This is a genomic window from Caballeronia sp. ATUFL_F2_KS9A (genome assembly GCF_023630765.1).
Classification (GTDB): Bacteria; Pseudomonadota; Gammaproteobacteria; order Burkholderiales; family Burkholderiaceae; genus Caballeronia; species Caballeronia zhejiangensis.
Map to the genome: position 1 here is coordinate 13,705 of NZ_JALQEK010000030.1, position 16,111 is coordinate 29,815.

Annotated in this window: 14 protein-coding genes; 6 read left to right on the forward strand and 8 right to left on the reverse strand. The window is 64.7% G+C overall.

Annotated features, from left to right (window positions below; all coding sequences use genetic code 11):
• Positions 1-131 precede the first annotated feature (131 nt).
• Positions 132-827, reverse strand: coding sequence for an NADPH-dependent F420 reductase (locus NCS67_RS18140; protein WP_250436002.1), 696 nt, complete (start codon positions 825-827; stop codon positions 132-134).
• A gap of 215 nt (positions 828-1,042) precedes the next feature.
• On the opposite strand from NCS67_RS18140, the gene ahpC reads away from it, so the two are divergent.
• Both ahpC and ahpF read left to right on the forward strand, forming a co-directional pair.
• Positions 1,043-1,606, forward strand: a complete 564-nt coding sequence (gene ahpC, locus NCS67_RS18145; protein WP_008352971.1) for an alkyl hydroperoxide reductase subunit C — start codon at positions 1,043-1,045, stop codon at positions 1,604-1,606.
• Between the two features lie 147 nt (positions 1,607-1,753).
• Positions 1,754-3,340 carry an alkyl hydroperoxide reductase subunit F gene (gene ahpF, locus NCS67_RS18150; protein WP_008352970.1) on the forward strand — a complete coding sequence of 529 codons (1,587 nt, stop codon included), beginning with the start codon at positions 1,754-1,756 and terminating at the stop codon, positions 3,338-3,340.
• Positions 3,341-3,402: 62 nt separating this feature from the next.
• Here ahpF and NCS67_RS18155 read toward each other — a convergent pair whose 3' ends face one another.
• Positions 3,403-4,632 carry a sensor histidine kinase gene (locus NCS67_RS18155; RefSeq protein ID WP_008352967.1) on the reverse strand — a complete coding sequence of 410 codons (1,230 nt, stop codon included), beginning with the start codon at positions 4,630-4,632 and terminating at the stop codon, positions 3,403-3,405.
• Positions 4,633-4,914: 282 nt separating this feature from the next.
• Between NCS67_RS18155 and tam the strand changes: the two genes are divergently transcribed.
• Positions 4,915-5,694, forward strand: coding sequence for a trans-aconitate 2-methyltransferase (gene tam, locus NCS67_RS18160; RefSeq protein ID WP_008352965.1), 780 nt, complete (start codon positions 4,915-4,917; stop codon positions 5,692-5,694).
• 3 nt (positions 5,695-5,697) lie between these two features.
• Here the strand turns inward: tam and NCS67_RS18165 are convergent, their stop codons facing one another.
• A complete protein-coding gene (locus tag NCS67_RS18165; protein WP_008352964.1) occupies positions 5,698-6,633 on the reverse strand; it encodes a LysR family transcriptional regulator in 936 nt (311 codons plus the stop codon).
• Positions 6,634-6,800: 167 nt separating this feature from the next.
• Here NCS67_RS18165 and NCS67_RS18170 point away from each other — a divergent pair, with 167 nt between their 5' ends.
• The 3 genes from NCS67_RS18170 (at position 6,801) to NCS67_RS18180 (ending at position 12,235) form a co-directional block, all read left to right on the forward strand.
• Complete coding sequence (locus tag NCS67_RS18170; protein WP_250436004.1) at positions 6,801-8,384, forward strand: aldehyde dehydrogenase (NADP(+)); 1,584 nt, start codon at positions 6,801-6,803, stop codon at positions 8,382-8,384.
• 543 nt (positions 8,385-8,927) lie between these two features.
• Positions 8,928-10,862: a zinc ribbon domain-containing protein gene (locus NCS67_RS18175; RefSeq protein ID WP_250436006.1), complete on the forward strand. Its 1,935-nt coding sequence runs from the start codon at positions 8,928-8,930 to the stop codon at positions 10,860-10,862.
• 233 nt (positions 10,863-11,095) lie between these two features.
• Positions 11,096-12,235: a TAXI family TRAP transporter solute-binding subunit gene (locus tag NCS67_RS18180; RefSeq protein WP_008352958.1), complete on the forward strand. Its 1,140-nt coding sequence runs from the start codon at positions 11,096-11,098 to the stop codon at positions 12,233-12,235.
• A 10-nt stretch (positions 12,236-12,245) separates the two neighbouring features.
• On the opposite strand, the gene pdxR is transcribed toward NCS67_RS18180, so the two are convergent.
• The 5 genes from pdxR to NCS67_RS18205 are packed head-to-tail and all read right to left on the reverse strand — an operon-like array spanning position 12,246 to position 16,034.
• On the reverse strand, positions 12,246-13,697 hold the full coding sequence (pdxR, locus tag NCS67_RS18185; RefSeq protein ID WP_250436008.1) for a MocR-like pyridoxine biosynthesis transcription factor PdxR: 1,452 nt from the start codon (positions 13,695-13,697) through the stop codon (positions 12,246-12,248).
• Positions 13,698-13,718: 21 nt separating this feature from the next.
• Complete coding sequence (locus tag NCS67_RS18190) at positions 13,719-14,084, reverse strand: type II toxin-antitoxin system VapC family toxin (protein WP_250436009.1); 366 nt, start codon at positions 14,082-14,084, stop codon at positions 13,719-13,721.
• Entirely contained in the window at positions 14,078-14,296 is a 219-nt protein-coding gene (locus tag NCS67_RS18195; RefSeq protein ID WP_250436011.1) for a ribbon-helix-helix domain-containing protein, read from the reverse strand. The genes NCS67_RS18190 and NCS67_RS18195 overlap by 7 nt, the downstream gene beginning before the upstream one ends.
• Before the next feature lie 47 nt (positions 14,297-14,343).
• A complete protein-coding gene (locus NCS67_RS18200; protein ID WP_008352953.1) occupies positions 14,344-14,607 on the reverse strand; it encodes a helix-turn-helix domain-containing protein in 264 nt (87 codons plus the stop codon).
• Positions 14,604-16,034: an aminotransferase-like domain-containing protein gene (locus NCS67_RS18205; RefSeq protein ID WP_175979496.1), complete on the reverse strand. Its 1,431-nt coding sequence runs from the start codon at positions 16,032-16,034 to the stop codon at positions 14,604-14,606. Before NCS67_RS18205 ends, NCS67_RS18200 begins: the two co-directional genes overlap by 4 nt.
• Positions 16,035-16,111: the final 77 nt, after the last annotated feature.

A 16,111-nucleotide genomic window follows, 5' to 3' on the forward strand; every position in this document is an offset into this window, starting at 1 on the left:
GTCCACGACGCCGGACGGCGGCTGCATTTTTGCGCCAGCCCGGTTCGTCATGTTAAAGCCCATCGGGAAAGTTTGCAGATTGTCTCACGGCGCGCGCGCGTTCCTGCGCTTTACCGTACGGTCTTTCGCTTCTACGCGGGTTGGTCGAACGTGCCGGGACTCTTGTCCGTCGCGCGCCATTCGGGCTTGCGCACCGGATCGGCCTTCTGAAGCGCCGCGCGCAGGCCGGCGGCGTCGAGATCGGCGGTGTAGACGGGCGTCGCGGGCTGCTGACGCCAGGAATCGTCGATCTGGCCGGCATCGACCGGATCGAAGCCGATCTCATCGACGAGCTTCATCACGACGGCCTTTGCCTGCGCGTCATCGCCCGCGACCGGCAGCGCGATGCGGCCCGGCGTTCCCGGCGGCTTGCCGCGGTTCTTCAGGTGATCCGCATAGATATTGTTGAACGCTTTCACGACCGGCCGACCGATCTGCTGCTCAACCCAGCGGCTCTCGGGCGTGCCCTTTTCGATGCCTTCGATCCGCCCGTCGCGCTGCTGCGGATAGTAGTTACCGGTGTCGATCACGACGACGCTCGCCGGCACGCCCGCAAACAGATCCTTCGGCAGGTTCGGCACCTTGGCTTCGGGAATCGTGACGACGACGACTTCGGCGTCCTTCACCGCGTCCCGCGCTTCGACGGCCTTCGCGCCGGTCTCGCGCTCGATATCCGCGAGCGACGCCGGGCCGCGCGAGTTCGCGATACGCACGTCATGCCCTTTCTCGGTGAAGCGCAGTGCCAGCACCGAACCGATATTTCCCGCTCCGATGATTCCTATTTTCATACTGCCTCCTTGAAATGAAAGTGAAAGCAACCAAGTCTGTTTAAGGAACCTGCGAAGGCGCATGCAATCAGAATGCCTTGTGCGGGAAAACGCCAAAATATCGCGTCGATAGGCCGGCGCTATCCCGACAATAAAATCAATCCACTTCGCAAGTGCGATAGCTTTCCTGTATAGTTCACTTACTTCTTCAACACCACTCCAAAAGGAAACTGGTAATGCCCATCATCAACAGTCAAGTCAAGCCGTTTAAAGCAACCGCCTATCACAATGGCGAGTTCGTGACCGTCACCGATGAAAGCCTGAAGGGCAAGTGGTCGGTGTTTGTGTTCTACCCGGCCGATTTCACGTTCGTCTGCCCGACCGAACTGGGCGACCTGGCTGACCGCTACGAAGAATTCAAGAAGCTCGGCGTGGAAATCTACTCGGTTTCGACCGACACGCACTTCACGCACAAGGCATGGCACGACACGTCGGACACGATCCAGAAGATCAACTATCCGATGATCGCCGACCCGACGCTCGCGATCTCGCGCAACTTCGACGTTCTGATCGAAGAAGAAGGCCTGGCGCTGCGCGGCACGTTCGTGATCAACCCGGAAGGCGAGATCAAGCTGTGCGAAGTGCACGACAACGGCATCGGCCGCGACGCTGGCGAACTGCTCCGCAAGGTTCAGGCTGCTCAGTACATCGCGAAGAATCCGGGTCAAGTGTGCCCCGCCAAGTGGACGCCGGGCGCTGAAACGCTGACCCCGTCGCTCGACCTGATCGGCAAGATCTAAGTCTCGTACTTCACGAGCGCTGTATCGAACTTGCCGCGGTTCTGCGGCAGGTTCACCCCAAAAAACGTGTTCGTCCGGCGCTGCGAATTTCGCAGCGCCGCGGCGGAACACGTCTGCAATATCCCAAGTCAAGGAACGGACATCGCCATGCTCGACGCCAATCTCAAGAATCAATTAAAAGCGTATCTGGAAAAAGTCACCCGGCCGATCGAACTCGTCGCCTTCCTCGACGACAGCGACAAGTCGCGTGAGCTGAAAAGCCTGCTCGACGAGATCGCTACGCTGTCTGCGCGGATCAGCGTCGTCGAGAAAGAGGACGCCAGCGTGCGTCGTCCGTCCTTCACCATCGGCGAGGCGGGCAAGGCTGCGGGCATCCACTTCGCCGGCATCCCGATGGGCCACGAATTCACGTCGCTCGTGCTCGCGCTGTTGCAAGCCGGCGGCCATCCGATCAAGCTCGACGACGCCATCATCGAGCAGATCAAGAATCTCGACGGCGACTTCGCGTTCGAGACGTATTTCTCGCTGTCGTGCCAGAACTGCCCGGAAGTCGTGCAGGCGCTGAACGTGATGGCGATCATCAACCCGCGCATCAAGCATGTCGCGATCGACGGCGCGCTGTTCCAGCAGGAAGTCGAGGAACGCCAGGTCATGTCCGTGCCGATGATGTTCGTCAACGGCGAGAGCTTCGGCTCGGGCCGCATGGGCGTGAAGGAAATCCTCGCGAAGCTGGACACGGGCGCATCGGCGCGCGCGGCGAAGGAACTCGAGAACAAGCCGGTGTTCGACACGCTGATCGTCGGCGGCGGTCCTGCCGGCGCGGCGGCGGCGATCTATTCGGCGCGCAAGGGCATCGCGACGGGCGTCGTCGCCGAGCGCTTCGGCGGTCAGGTGCTCGATACGATGGCCATCGAAAACTTCGTCTCCGTCAAGGAAACCGAAGGGCCGAAGTTCGCCACGGCGCTGGAGCAGCACGTCAAGAGCTACGAAGTCGACATCATGGACGTGCAACGCGCCGAGAAGCTGGTGCCGGGCCGCATCAATGAAATCCATCTCGCGAGCGGCGCGGTGCTGAAGGCGAAGACCGTGATTCTGTCGACCGGCGCGCGCTGGCGTGAAATCAACGTGCCGGGCGAGCGCGAGTATCGCGGACGCGGCGTGGCGTACTGCCCGCACTGCGACGGCCCGCTCTTCAAGGGCAAGCGCGTCGCCGTGATCGGCGGCGGCAATTCGGGCGTGGAAGCGGCGATCGACCTCGCGGGCATCGTGTCGGCGGTGACGCTGATCGAATTCGGCAACGAGCTGCGCGCCGACGCGGTCCTGCAGAAGAAGCTGCGCAGCCTGCCGAACGTGACGATCGTCACCGAGGCGCAGACGACCGAAGTCACCGGCGACGGCAAGAAGGTCAACGGCATCACGTACACGGACCGCGCGACGGGCGCGAGCCATCACGTCGAGCTGGAAGGCGTGTTCGTGCAGATCGGCCTCGTGCCGAACACCGAATGGCTGAAGGGCGTAGTCGAGTTGTCGAAGCACGGCGAGATCGTCGTCGATGCGAAGGGCGCGACCTCGCTGCCGGGCGTGTTCGCCGCGGGCGACGTGACGACGGTGCCGTACAAGCAGATCGTGATCGCGGTCGGCGAAGGCGCGAAGGCGGCGCTCTCGGCGTTCGACCATCTGATCCGCGCGTCGGTGGAAGACGAAGCAGTGGTCGAAGAAGAAGCGGCGGCCTGAGCATCGTTCAGGCGTCGTGGTGACCGGAAGGCGGACGGGGCGACCCGTCCGCCTTTTTTCGTTTATTGAGCGTCGGAAGCCTTCGGTTCCAGCACCATCGGGAACGTCACTTCGAACACGCTTCCGCGCCCTTTCGACGACTGGAAGCGCAGTTCCCCTTCCAGCGTGCGCGACAACTCCTTGACGATCGCAAGGCCGAGCCCGGCGCCGGGAATGTCGTCATCGGCGGCGCGCTCGAATTCCTCGAACACGCGCTCCTGATCCGCCACGCTGATGCCGACGCCCGTATCGGCGACGCGCAATTTCCAGCGCTGATCGGGCGCGGCGGCGATCGACAGTGCGATCTCGCCCGACGACGTGTACTTGATCGCATTCGACAGCAGATTCAGCGCGACCTGCTTCACCTTCAGCCGGTTCGACGTCACCTCACCGAGCGCCGGATCGAGATGGCCGATCAGCTTCAATCCCTTCGATTCGGTCGCGACGCGGCAGGCCTGCATCAGCTCGTCGAAGAGACCGACGAGATCGAACGGCTCGACCGTCAGCACCGAATCGTCGCCCAGCACTTTCGAATATTCGACCATCTCGTCGACGAGCGACGCCATGTCGGCGACTTGCCGGTTCGCCAGTCCGAGCGCCGTCTCGCGCTTCGCGGCCGAGCGCGCGGCCAGTTGCAGCGCCGTCGAGAACACGTTGAGGAAATTGCGCAGATCGTGCGCGACGCGCCGCGTGACCTGCATGCGCGTCTCGTACAAATCGCCGATGAGCTTTTGCCGCAGCGTCAGCTCGTAGTTGGCGCGCTCCAGCATGCCGGTGTATTCGTCGATCTTGCGATCGCGCTCGCCGATCGCCTCGCGAATCGACGCCAGCGTGACGAAGCTCACGACTTCATCGGTCATGAGGCGCGCGTGCTCTTCGTCGGCGCGCGAAAGATCGTCATGGGCGCCCGCGTATTCGCCGATCGCGAGCAGCAACACCTGACGAAAAAGATCGAGTTCGCGCACGAGTTCATCGATACGGTAGCCTTGCTGCCAGCGCCATTGCCCGTGTTGGCGCGCGTCGCGCTCGATCGCGCCTTCCTGGTCGCGCAGATTGCGCGATTCCAGCACGATGCAGATTTCATCGAAGATGCTCGGCAGATGATCCGCAAGCTGCCGATACGTGAGCTGATCCGAATGTTCGACTTCCTGATCGCCGAACACGAGCTTCATCCAGCGTTCGGTGAGCGCGTCTTGCTGCGCGCGCAGCGCGTCCACGAGACCCTTCAAGCCGCCGACTGACGTGTCGCTCATCTGCGAGTCCCCGAGTGCTTAAGGCGCCGGAGGGCGGCGCGAATGATGTTCGTGATATGCATGCGAAAGCAAGTTCCGATATTGCCTGGAACCGCCCGCGAATGCTTCGCCAGTATAGGCGCGATGCCCGCGCGAAAGGGACATATCCGAGTTTTTTCAATGACTCGCGTGCACATCGGATTCAGCGTTCCATTCAAAGGCCGTCGCGCGGCTTTGGATCGGCGCGGCCCGCGCATCTAGAATCGCGTGTGATATCACGACGAACATCGACTGGAGCCTTCAATGACGACATCATCGCCCGAATGGCAAGCGCGCCAATATTCGCTGTTCGAGGAAGAGCGCACGCGCCCCGTCCGCGATCTGCTGAACGCGACTCATGCGCGAGCCGCACGCACGGCGGTCGATCTCGGCTGCGGCCCCGGCAATTCAACCGAAACGCTCATCGCGCATGCGCCGAACGCGCGCGTGATCGGCGTCGACAATTCCGGCGACATGATCGACGCGGCGAAAAAGCGCCTGCCCCAAGTCGAATTCGCGCTCGCCGACATTTCCGCGTGGCAGGCAGAAGGACCGTTCGATCTGATTCTCGCGAACGCGGCGCTGCAGTGGGTGCCCGATCACGAGACGCTGTTTCCGTCGCTCGCCGGCAAGCTCGCGAAGGGCGGGCAGCTCGCCGTGCAGATGCCCGACAATCTCGACGAACCCGCGCACCGCCTGATGCGCGAAGCCGCCGCCGATGGCCCTTGGCGCGACAAGCTGAAGGGCGTGGAGCGCACCGCGCGCTTCCGGGCGGACTGGTATTACGCGTTGCTCAAGCCGCTGTGCGCGCGCGTCGACGTGTGGCGCACGACGTACCATCATCCGCTGGACGGCGGCGTCGATGCCATCATCGAATGGTTCAAGGGCTCGGCGCTGCGGCCGTTCCTCGCGAAGCTCGACGAGAAGGAAGCGGCCGCGTTCCTCGACCGCTATCGCGCCGGCCTGAAAACCGCATATACCGTTTTCGACGACGGCAGCGTGCTCCTGCCCTTCCCGCGTCTGTTCATCGTCGCGACGCGCTGAGTGTCAGTTCGGCCGGCGCTGCTCGCGCAACATCTGCACGAACTGCCGCGCCGCCGGCGAAAGCTCACCGCCCCTGCGCGTGACGATGCCGTAGGTCTGCGATTTCGACTTCATGCGAACGGGCAGAATGCGCAGCATGCCGTGGCGCTCGAACACTTTCGCGACGCTCGCCGGCAGAATCGACACGAGTTCCGCGCTCTCTTGCAGCAGCGTCACGGTCATCAGCGGCGAGGCGGTGGAAATCGGATTGGCGGGCATCGGCAGGCCGGCGAGATCGAGTTCGCGTTCCAGCAATGCGCTCATCGGCATATAGCTCGGATACGTGACCCAGCGATAGCGCGCGAGATCGGCGAAACCGACTTCCGGCTCGCCCGTGCGCTCGTGACCCTGACCGACGACGATGCAAAGCGGCTCGTCCGCCAGCGGCTGATACTGATACTTCGACGGCTGATCCGACACGCTCGAGCGCCCGATGACGAGATCGACGCGGCCGTCGTCGAGCATCGGCAGCATGCGCGCGCTCGTATCCTCGACGATTTCGATCGCCAGATCCGGATGCTTCGCGTGCATCTCGTTGACGATCGGCGCGACCACGCCCGGCACCGCGCCCATGATCGTGCCGACGGTCAGCCGCCCGCCCGTGCCCGCGCGAATCTGCGCGACTTCCTGGCAGAGCGCGTTGAGATCGGCGGCCAGCACGCGTGCGTAGCGCACCACGCAGCGGCCGAACGGATTCGGGATCAGCCCGCTCTTCGCACGCTCGAATAGCGGCGCTTCCAGCATGGATTCGAGTTCGGCGAGCGCCTTGCTCGCGGCGGATTGCGTCATCGCCATGGCGCTCGACGCCTTGTGCAGCGATTTGTGGTCGTCGAGCGCGATCAGCAGTTGAAGCTGCTTCATGCGCAGCCGCGACATCAATACATCGAGCGTGTTCTTCATCTTTCGGCGTGCGGGAAAGCGCGGGATGATTCCAAAAAGCGATCAAGCGATGGAAAGGTTTCACTATACAGGCGCACGCGCGAAGCCGTATAGTCGGGCAAGGTGCAGTCATCGTACAACCGGTACATGCGGCTGCCGCGAATCACTCCAAGCAAGGACGAGACATCATGCAACTCACTGGCAACCTGCTCATCGGTCAGGAATCGGTCTTCGGCTCGAACGGCTCGATCAAGGCCGTCAACGCGTCGACCGGCGCGGCCATCGAACCGGCTTTCGGCGGCGCGACGCTCGCGGACCTCGACCGCGCGTGCGCCCTCGCGTGGGCCGCGTTCGACGTCTACCGCGAAACCGCGCCCGAAGCGCGCGCGAAGTTCCTGGAAACGATCGCGCAGAACATCCTCGATATCGGCGACGACCTGATCGAGCGCTGCATGATCGAAAGCGGCCTGCCGCGCGCGCGTCTCGAAGGCGAGCGCGGCCGCACGGTCGGCCAGTTGCGCATGTTCGCCGATGTCGTCCGCAATGGCGATTTTCTCGGCGTGCGGATCGATCCGGCGCAACCCGAGCGCAAGCCGCTGCCGCGCGTCGATCTGCGTCTGCGTCATATCGGCGTCGGCCCGGTCGCCGTGTTCGGCGCGAGCAACTTCCCGCTCGCGTTCTCCGTCGCCGGCGGCGACACGGCGTCGGCGCTCGCCGCCGGTTGCCCGGTCATCGTCAAGGCGCACTCGGCGCATCCCGGCACGGCGGAGCTCGTCGGCCGCGCGGTGCAGAAGGCCGTGAAGGACTGCGGCATGCCCGAAGGCACGTTCTCGCTCCTCTTCGACAGCGGCCGCGACATCGGTCAGGGCCTCGTCGCCGACAACCGCATCAAGGCGGCGGGCTTCACCGGCTCGCGCGGCGGCGGCGTCGCGCTGATGAAGATCGCGGCGGCGCGCAAGGAACCCATCCCCGTCTACGCGGAAATGAGCAGCATCAACCCGGTACTGCTCTTCCCGAACGCGCTCAAGAATCGCGGCGAAGCCATCGGCAAGGCGTTCGTCTCGTCGCTCGTGCTCGGCGCGGGCCAGTTCTGCACGAATCCGGGCCTGATTCTGGCCGTCGACGGCCCGGATCTCGAGAAGTTCATCGAAGCGGCTTCCGCTGCGCTCAAGGAAACCGCCGCGCAGACGATGCTTACGCCGGGCATCTGCAAGACGTACGCGAACTCGGTCGCGAAGACCGCCGATAACGCCGACGTGACCACCGCCGCGCGCGGCCTCGAAGCGAAGGGCGACAATCAGGGCCAGTCGGCGCTGTTCGTCACCACCGCCGAAGCGTTCCGCAAGAATCACGATCTGCAAGAGGAAATCTTCGGTGCATCGTCGCTGGTCGTGCGTTGCCCGAGCCTCGACGCGATGATCGATCTGATCGAATCGCTGGAAGGCCAGTTGACCTCGGCGCTGCATATCGACGAGGCCGATTACGCCGATGCGAAGCGCGTCCTGCCCGCGCTCGAGCGCCGCACCGGCCGCCTGCTGGTGAACGGCTTCGGCACGGGCGTGGAAGTCGGCCACGCGATGGTGCACGGCGGCCCGTTCCCGTCGACGGCGGATGGCCGCTCGACTTCGGTCGGCAGTCTCGCGATCAACCGTTTCCTGCGCCCGGTCAGCTATCAGGATCTGCCTGACGCGCTTCTGCCCGACGCGCTGAAGACGGCGAATCCGCTCGGCCTGAACCGCCGCATCGACGGCAAGCTGCAACTGGCGGAATAACGCTTCGGGTCGGTCTGATGAAAGCCGCGGCGCGTCATTCGCGCCGCGGCTTTTTCGCTTCTGCGCAACGCCGGAGCACGAAAGGCAAACCTTTCGAACGATGATTCGGAAGCCTTACCAATCTCCCGGCAACGTCCGCCGCTTCGGGCGATCCGCGTTGACATACTCGGCGTGGGCTCGCTACAACGTTTCATCACGCGCTCGAATCGCTTTCACATCAGTGGGTTATCCGGCGATCGCGCCCCGTTGTCTTTTTTCGGCTAAGGATTGGCGATTCAAAACCGCCGCCGCGATCCCAAAATGTCAGAAATATCGTGAGCGAGAGCACCGCCCGGAGTAGGGGCGAAAGGCAATTGACGTCCGATAGTGGTTGAACCATAGTCGGATAGTCGTTTCCCGCTGGCGCGCGCGCCGCGCGGACAAAGAATACGAAGGATTGCTGCCGCGGGACGCCGTTCCCGCGTACAGGCGCGACGGCTCGGCGCGCATTGGCGGCCACGCGATTTTGGCAACCTCACGCACACGTCCTTCGAGGGCTTTAGCATGACCACGCGACTGACGTTTCCCGCATCCATGTTCTCCGTCGTCTGCCAGCGGTGCGGCAGCACGGTGCGCAAGAACGCCGACAGTTGCCCCAATTGCGGCGCAGACCGAAGCGCCGCATTCGGCCAGACGCGCGAGGCCGCCTCGGGCAAATCGCGCAAGAACGTTTTCGAAGAGGCATCGGCGCCGCTCGCATCGGCGGGTGCGTCCGCATCCGGTTCTTCCGCTTCCCTCGACTCGGATGGCGCCGGGCGCGTCGAGCCGGGCATGCGCTCGCGCTGGACGGAGCGCGCGAGTGAGCGCATCGCGCAAAAGGCGGCGGAGTATCGCGCGCGCCGCGCCGAGGAATCCGCACGCAACGCCTTCGCCGATTCCAGCAACGATCCCGACGCCCTGCCCGGTTCCGAGCGGTGGAACACGAAGAAGACAGTCATCGCCGGTGCATGCGGTCTCGTGTTGCTGCTCGGCGCGACGTTCTATTACCAGCTTGGCGATTCGGACGGCGGTTCGAGCACGCCATCCGCGGATCACAGCGTTTCGGGCGTGATCGATTCCAAGGTCGGTTCGCTGATGCGCGGCGCAACCGACGCGCCCGGCACGCCTGCCGCACCGGCCGCGGCGGACCGGCGCCCGTTGGCCGCCGCTCCGTCCGGCAATGCGCTGCAGGATGTGCGCGTCGCGCTGGATCAGCACGATCTCGCCACGGCCCGCGCGCGGCTCAAAATGCTTCCGCCGCAGCAACAGGCGCGCGCCGACTACGAATCGCTGAAGGACGAGCTCGTCAAGCGCGAAGCGCAGCGCGACGCCGCGCTGCAACTCGCGCGCGCCTGCGAGCGCACGTCCGCGTGGGCGTGCGTGCAGCAGAACGCGGGCGAGGCACTCGCCCTCGACGGCAGCAACATCGAATCGCAAGCCATGCTCGAACGCGTGATTTCGCACGCGGGCTGGCTCGCGCCGACGGCAGTGGCCGCGCTCGCCAAACGCGTGCCGGGCACGGCGCCCGCCGCGGATGCCGCGAACACGGCGGCTGCCGCGCCCGCTCAGCTTCCCGCGCAGGCAAACGTTGCAGCGGCGGCCGCGCAGGCCGCGAAGACGAACGGGTTTGCTCAGAAGCCCACGCCGGACAGGCGCACGGTGCAACGCAGCACCGCCGCGCGCTGGGCCGACGACGACGCTGCCTACGAATCGCGCGCGGAGAAAATCGCGCGTGGCCAGGCGGCGACCGCCGCGATCACCGCGACGACGATCAATCCGCCGCCCGCGCCGACCGTGGCCACGACGATGACGATGCCCACGCCCGCGCCGCAAGCGGCCACGCAACCGACGCCCCAACCGACGCCCCTGCCGACGCCACAACCGGCCACGACGCAAGCCGCCGTGCCCGCGCCGTCGCAACCGGCCGCTGCGAAGGCCGCTCCGCCGCCCGTCACGCAAGCGGCGCGCGCGCCCTATTATCTCGGTGAAGAAAGCGCCCAGCCTTCCGCCGCGAATTCGCGTGCCGCGAACCCGCGCGCGCCCTATTACATCGGCGACGAGCCGCCGCAGCAAGCCGCTCGTCCGGCCAATCCGCGCGGCGCGTATTACCTCGGCGAAGATCCGCCGCAGCCGTCCGCGCCCCCGACGCGCACCGCCGTGCCGCATCCACCGCAATCGGGCAATCAGAGCAGCGCGCTTCCGCCATCGACGGCGCCGATGCAGGCAGCCGTGCCCCGTCCGCCCGCGGCCGTCGCACAAGCCGTCGCCCAGCCCGTCGTGCAGACGAACGTCGCGACGCGCAGCACGCAGGCCGCGGCCACGACCGGCGCGTCGCCGCAGTTCGCCACGGTGCCGGCCGGCTCGCATGTCGACTCCGACAAGTCCGAGGAACTCGAACGCGCCATCAAGCAATACGGCTGGAGCGGCGGCGATTCGGCCTCGAAGCCGCCGTCGCGCTGAAAACGGCAAAAAACGCAAAAAAGCGCACAAGAACGACGCAAGAACGACGCAAGAACGACGCAACTACAAGAACACGCAGAGACAACACCGACGCACCGCAAGCACGCGCCGCGCATCTTCGCGCCGGGCCGCATGCGAGTGCCCGCGCATGAGCAGATTGCGCGCGACGCGGACGATTCCCGCATCGTGCGAGTTTCAAAAAGCACCCGTCCAACTCCGACTAAGGGTCAATCATGTTCACCACGAAATACATGCGCAACGCCGCACGGGGCGCGCTGACGCTTCTCGCCATCGCCGGGATGATCGGCGCGGGATCGAGCTTCGCCGCCGATCCCATTCCCTACAAGATCACGACGGGCCAGGAACGCGGCACGTATATCCAGATCGGACAGGACTTGTCGAAGTACGTCGCCGAGCCGGCCGGCATCGAACTGGAAGTGCTGCCGTCGAAAGGGTCGGCGGAGAACGTGCAGCGCATGCGCTACGAGCCCGGCGTGAAGTTCGCGCTGGTGCAGTCGGACGTGTATCAGGCGTACATGGACATGGCGACCTCGGGCAATGCGGACGCGGGCAAGATCATCAAGCCGCTGCGGCTCATCATGCCGCTCTACGACGAAGAGATTTACTTCGTCACGCGCGCGGACTCGCCGATGAAGTACATCCACGAGATCAAGGGCAAGAACATCAGCGTCGGGCCGATCGGCAGCGGCACGGCGCAATCGGCGGAGACGCTGTATCGGCTGATGTTCGGCGAACCGATCGCCGAAGCTAACGAGCAGCATCTCAACAACGAGGATTCGCTCGCGCGGCTGATCGTCGGGAAGATCGACGTGGCGGTGATCGTCGCGGGGCAGCCGGCGAAGCTCTTTCAGGACATGAATCCGGAGCTGCTCAAGCAGATCAGGCTGCTGCGCCTCGATCCGAACGCGCAGGAAACCGCGCGCGCGAAGCAGACCTATTTCCCGGCGACGATCCGCACGACGAGTTATCCGAACTGGATTCAGGAAGACACGCCGACGCTCACCGTGAAGGCGTTTCTCGTGACCTACGATTACGGTTTGCGCGGCACGGTCGGCGCGCTGTCGAAATTCGCCGATTCGCTGTGCTCGAACTTCGACACGCTGCAGGCGAACGGCCATCCGAAGTGGAAGCAGGTGCATCTCGAACTGCCGCCGCTCACGAAGGGCTGGAAATACTATCCGCCGATGGAAAAGCACTTGCGCGCGTGCATCGCGCAGCGCACGGCGGCCGCCGAGCAAGCGCAGAATCCGACGCGCAAGGTCGCGACGCGCGACGCCGACGCGGCCGCGCAAAAGCCGAAAAAAGCGGCGTGTTCCGCGCAGGAAAAGCTGCTGTTGTTGTGCGATCAGTGACGCCGCGAAGCTAGCGGACGAGCGTCGGCATGAGCGCGGCGAGGCGCGTCGCGCCGCGCTCGATCGCCGTGACGTTCGTCCCGCCGTAGCCGAGCAGCACGCCTTGCTGCGCCGGCTCGCCCGCGTAGAACGCGCGTATGCCGTACAGCCCGACCGATACGGCGCGCGCCGCCGCGACGACCTCGTCTTCCCGCACCGAACCGGCGAGCCGCGCGACGAGATGGATGCCCGCCGTCGCGGGCAGCGGCTCGAACCAAGGCGCGAGCTCGCCTTGCAGACGTTCGATCAACAGCGCGCGGCGTTCCGCGTACGCCTTGTGCATGCGGCGCAGATGCTTCGCGTATTCGCCATCGAGCATGAACGCGCCGAGCGCGGTTTGCGTCAGCATGCAGCTGTGCCAGTCGCAAATCTGCTTTGCGTTCCAGAGCGGTTCGGAGAGTGTCGCGGGCGGCACGACGTAGCCGAGCCGCAGATCGGGAAAGAGCGTCTTCGAAAACGTGCCGACATACGCGACGAGTCCCGCGCGATCGAGACTCTTCAGCGATTCCACCGGCCGCCCTTCGAAGCGGAATTCGCCGTCGTAATCGTCCTCGACGATCACCGCGCCGCGCTTGCCCGCCCATTCGAGCAACTCGACGCGCCGCTCGAGGCTCATCGGCATGCCGAGCGGAAACTGATGCGACGGCGTGACGTAGACGAGCCGCGTGTTGCGCGGCAGCTTTCTCACGACGATGCCCTCGCCATCGACCGGCACATGCGCGATGCGCGCGCCGAGCGCCGCGAAGAGCGCCCGCGCCGGCGGATAACCCGGCTCTTCGACCGCGACGACATCGCCCGGCTGGATCGTCACGCGCGCGAGCAGATCGAGCGCCTGTTGCGCGCCCTGCGTGACGATCACGTCCTGCCAGTTGCAGACGACCGCGCGGCTGAACGCGAGATAACGCGCGATGCCGAGCCGCAACGCCTGCTCGCCGCCCGGATCGCGATAACCCGCGACGCCGCCGCCCGCGCGCGCCTGCGTGCGCAGTGCCTGATTCAGGCAGCGTCGCCAGGCGTCGTAGGGAAAGAGCGATTTGTCGGTTACGCCGCCCTTGAAATCGCAGTCGAGCGTTTCGTCGGCGGGCGGCATCGGCATCGTCATGCGCTCGGGCATCTTGCGCCAGATGCCGGTGGCGCGGGCGCGGGCCGATACGGGTTCGGTGCGCGCGGTCGGCAGGCGCGTGAGCCCTTCAGCGACAAACGTGCCGTCGCCGGCGCGCGTGCGCAAGAAGCCTTCCGCGATCAGCCGCTCGAAGACATCGAGCGTGGTCTTGCGCGAGACGCCGAGCTGCGCGGCGAGATCGCGGGTGGACGGCAGGCGCGCGTTCGCGGCGAGCCGCCCTTCGATGATGCCCGCGCGTAGCTGGCCGTAGATCTGGCCGGTCAGGTCGCGGCGGCCGTGCAGGGTGATGTGGATGTCCAAGGGTGCTGGCGACCGACGCGGCTACAGTTGATAGGGCATCCGCACGCCCGGATCGTCGGGCGGGAAGTCCTTCGAGTTTCGCGAAACGAGCAGCGCATTCACCGATTGCGCCGACGCCCACACGATCGCATCCGGCAACTTGATGCGCGATTTCCTGCGAATTCCGATTGCGAGGTTCGCGACGGCCGAATCGAGCGGCACGAGATCGAAGGTGGACAGCCAGGCGCGCAGCGACGCTTCACTGTCGGGTTTGGCGCCCTCTAGAACTTCCATGAGCGTGATGATGCTGATCGACCGCTCTTCGTAACGCTCGATCTCCTTGCGTGCCGCATCGATTCCCGACAGGTAATCGATCAGGATGTTCGTGTCGAAAAGCGCTCTTACCATTCTTCGCGCAGCTCCCGCTGGTACTGCAATCCATCGATCTTTCGCTCTTGCCATAAGCCGAACACATCGACGGCAGCACGGCGCTTGTTGCTCGCGACGTACGCGCTGATCGCGTCCCGAATGACCGCGGCTCGCGGGCGCTGCTGCTCTTCGCCGATCGCGGCGAGTTCGTCTATCTGTTCGTCGGGCAAATCGATCAAGATCCTTCCCATAGATACCTCGCTATACGATATACATATGGTATATCACCATAGCCCATTTATTCACCTGCGCTGAAAATCGACTGACACAAAGTCACGCCTTGCTCGCTCAACCCCGCGCTGCCCGTCCCATCCTCGTTCATCCGCACCTCGACGAATCCCGCTTCCTCGAGCCCGGTCAATTGCCGACGCAACGCGCTCATCGGCAAACCGGACTGCTTCGCCAATTTCGCGAGCGACCACGCGCGTTCCGGCGTTTCCGTCTGTGCGCGCCAAAGCTGTGTCAGCACGGCGACGAGCGCCGGATCGATGTCATCGTTCATGCGCGAATCCCCATAGTGATCTCCCTGCCCGCGAGTTCGCCGAGCCGCCGCAACGCGGCCTCGCTCTGCGCGGTCCACGGATAACTGTAGTTCAGCCGGATGAAATGGCTGAAGGCGTTGCGCGTGGAGAACATGTAGCCCGGTCCGACCGTGATGCCGCTGTCGAGCGCGGCGCGATAGAGCCGCATCGAATCGACGCGCTCCGGCAATTCCACCCATAGCACATAGCCGCCCTGCGGCGCCGATGTGCGCGTGCCCGCCGGAAAGAAGCGCTCGACCATCGCGCTCATGATGCGCGACTGCTGCCGATACAGCTTGCGCACGCGCCGCAGATGCCGGTCGTAGCCGTCCTGCCGCAGATAATCCGCGATCGCGACCTGCGGCACCGATGGCGTCGTCAACGTGTTCAGAAACTTGAGCTTCTCGACCTGCGCCCGATACCGTCCCGGCATCGCCCAGCCGATCCGGTACGACGCCGTCAGACTCTTCGAAAACGACGCGCAATGCAGCACGAGCCCTTTTGTATCGAAGTTCTTGAGCGTCGACGGGCGCGCATCGCCGTAATAAAGCTCGTGATAGACATCGTTTTCGATGACCGGAATATCGTGCGCGGACAGCAATTCGACGAGCCGGCGCTTGCGCTCGTCCGGCATCTGGAAGCCGAGCGGATTCTGGAAGTTCGGCATCACCATGCACGCGGCGATCTTTCTTCGTCCGATGATCCGCGCCAGAGCGTCGATGTCGATGCCTTCCGCCGGATGCGTCGGCACTTCGATCGCGCGCATCCCGAGACGCTCGATCGCGTGCAGCATCGCGTAGTAAGTCGGCGATTCGACGGCCACCGTGTCGCCGGGCTGCGCGACGGCCTGCAGGCTCAGGTTGATCGCCTCAGTCGCACCGACCGTGATGACGATCTCCTCCGGATCGACCGGCACGCCGTTTTCGGCATAACGCCGCGCGATCTGGCGAATCAGCTCGGGATTGCCGGGCGGCAGATCGTCGATGAGATTCCAACTCGCCTGCCGCCGCGCGATCGCGTTCGCGTACTGGTTGATGCGCCGCCACGGAAACGGCTCGGGATCGGGATACGGCGAGCCGAACGGCACGGCGTCGTGAGCGCGGATGCTGCGCAACGTCGAAAGCACGAGCCGGCTCACATCGACTTCCGATGCCGTCGCGATCACGCGCGTCGGCTGACTGTGCGCCGCGCCCGCCTGCGGTTTTGCGCGCACGAAATAGCCGGACTGCGGACGCGTCTCCAGAATCCCGCGGCTTTCCAGGATCGCGTACGCATGCAGCACCGTCTTGATGCTCACGCCGTGCTGCTGGCTCGCCTGCCGCACCGACGCGATCTTCTCGCCGGGCGTGAACACGCCGCGCCGCACGGCTTCCTCGATTTCATCGGCGAGCTTTTCGTAGAGTTTCAACTGGATTTCGTTCTGAAGCGGCAATGCGTCAAGTCTAGGGCAAATCGACGCAACTGTACTCCTTCTATTTCGCATTT

Bases quoted from the DNA above. Each gene is read 5' to 3' on its own strand.
- NCS67_RS18140 (WP_250436002.1), bottom strand. From the start codon at position 827: ATGAAAATAGGAATCATCGGAGCGGGAAATATCGGTTCGGTGCTGGCA.
- ahpC (WP_008352971.1), top strand. From the start codon at position 1,043: ATGCCCATCATCAACAGTCAAGTCAAGCCGTTTAAAGCAACCGCCTAT.
- ahpF (WP_008352970.1), top strand. From the start codon at position 1,754: ATGCTCGACGCCAATCTCAAGAATCAATTAAAAGCGTATCTGGAAAAA.
- NCS67_RS18155 (WP_008352967.1), bottom strand. From the start codon at position 4,632: ATGAGCGACACGTCAGTCGGCGGCTTGAAGGGTCTCGTGGACGCGCTG.
- tam (WP_008352965.1), top strand. From the start codon at position 4,915: ATGACGACATCATCGCCCGAATGGCAAGCGCGCCAATATTCGCTGTTC.
- NCS67_RS18165 (WP_008352964.1), bottom strand. From the start codon at position 6,633: ATGAAGAACACGCTCGATGTATTGATGTCGCGGCTGCGCATGAAGCAG.
- NCS67_RS18170 (WP_250436004.1), top strand. From the start codon at position 6,801: ATGCAACTCACTGGCAACCTGCTCATCGGTCAGGAATCGGTCTTCGGC.
- NCS67_RS18175 (WP_250436006.1), top strand. From the start codon at position 8,928: ATGACCACGCGACTGACGTTTCCCGCATCCATGTTCTCCGTCGTCTGC.
- NCS67_RS18180 (WP_008352958.1), top strand. From the start codon at position 11,096: ATGTTCACCACGAAATACATGCGCAACGCCGCACGGGGCGCGCTGACG.
- NCS67_RS18190 (WP_250436009.1), bottom strand. From the start codon at position 14,084: ATGGTAAGAGCGCTTTTCGACACGAACATCCTGATCGATTACCTGTCG.
- NCS67_RS18195 (WP_250436011.1), bottom strand. From the start codon at position 14,296: ATGGGAAGGATCTTGATCGATTTGCCCGACGAACAGATAGACGAACTC.
- NCS67_RS18200 (WP_008352953.1), bottom strand. From the start codon at position 14,607: ATGAACGATGACATCGATCCGGCGCTCGTCGCCGTGCTGACACAGCTT.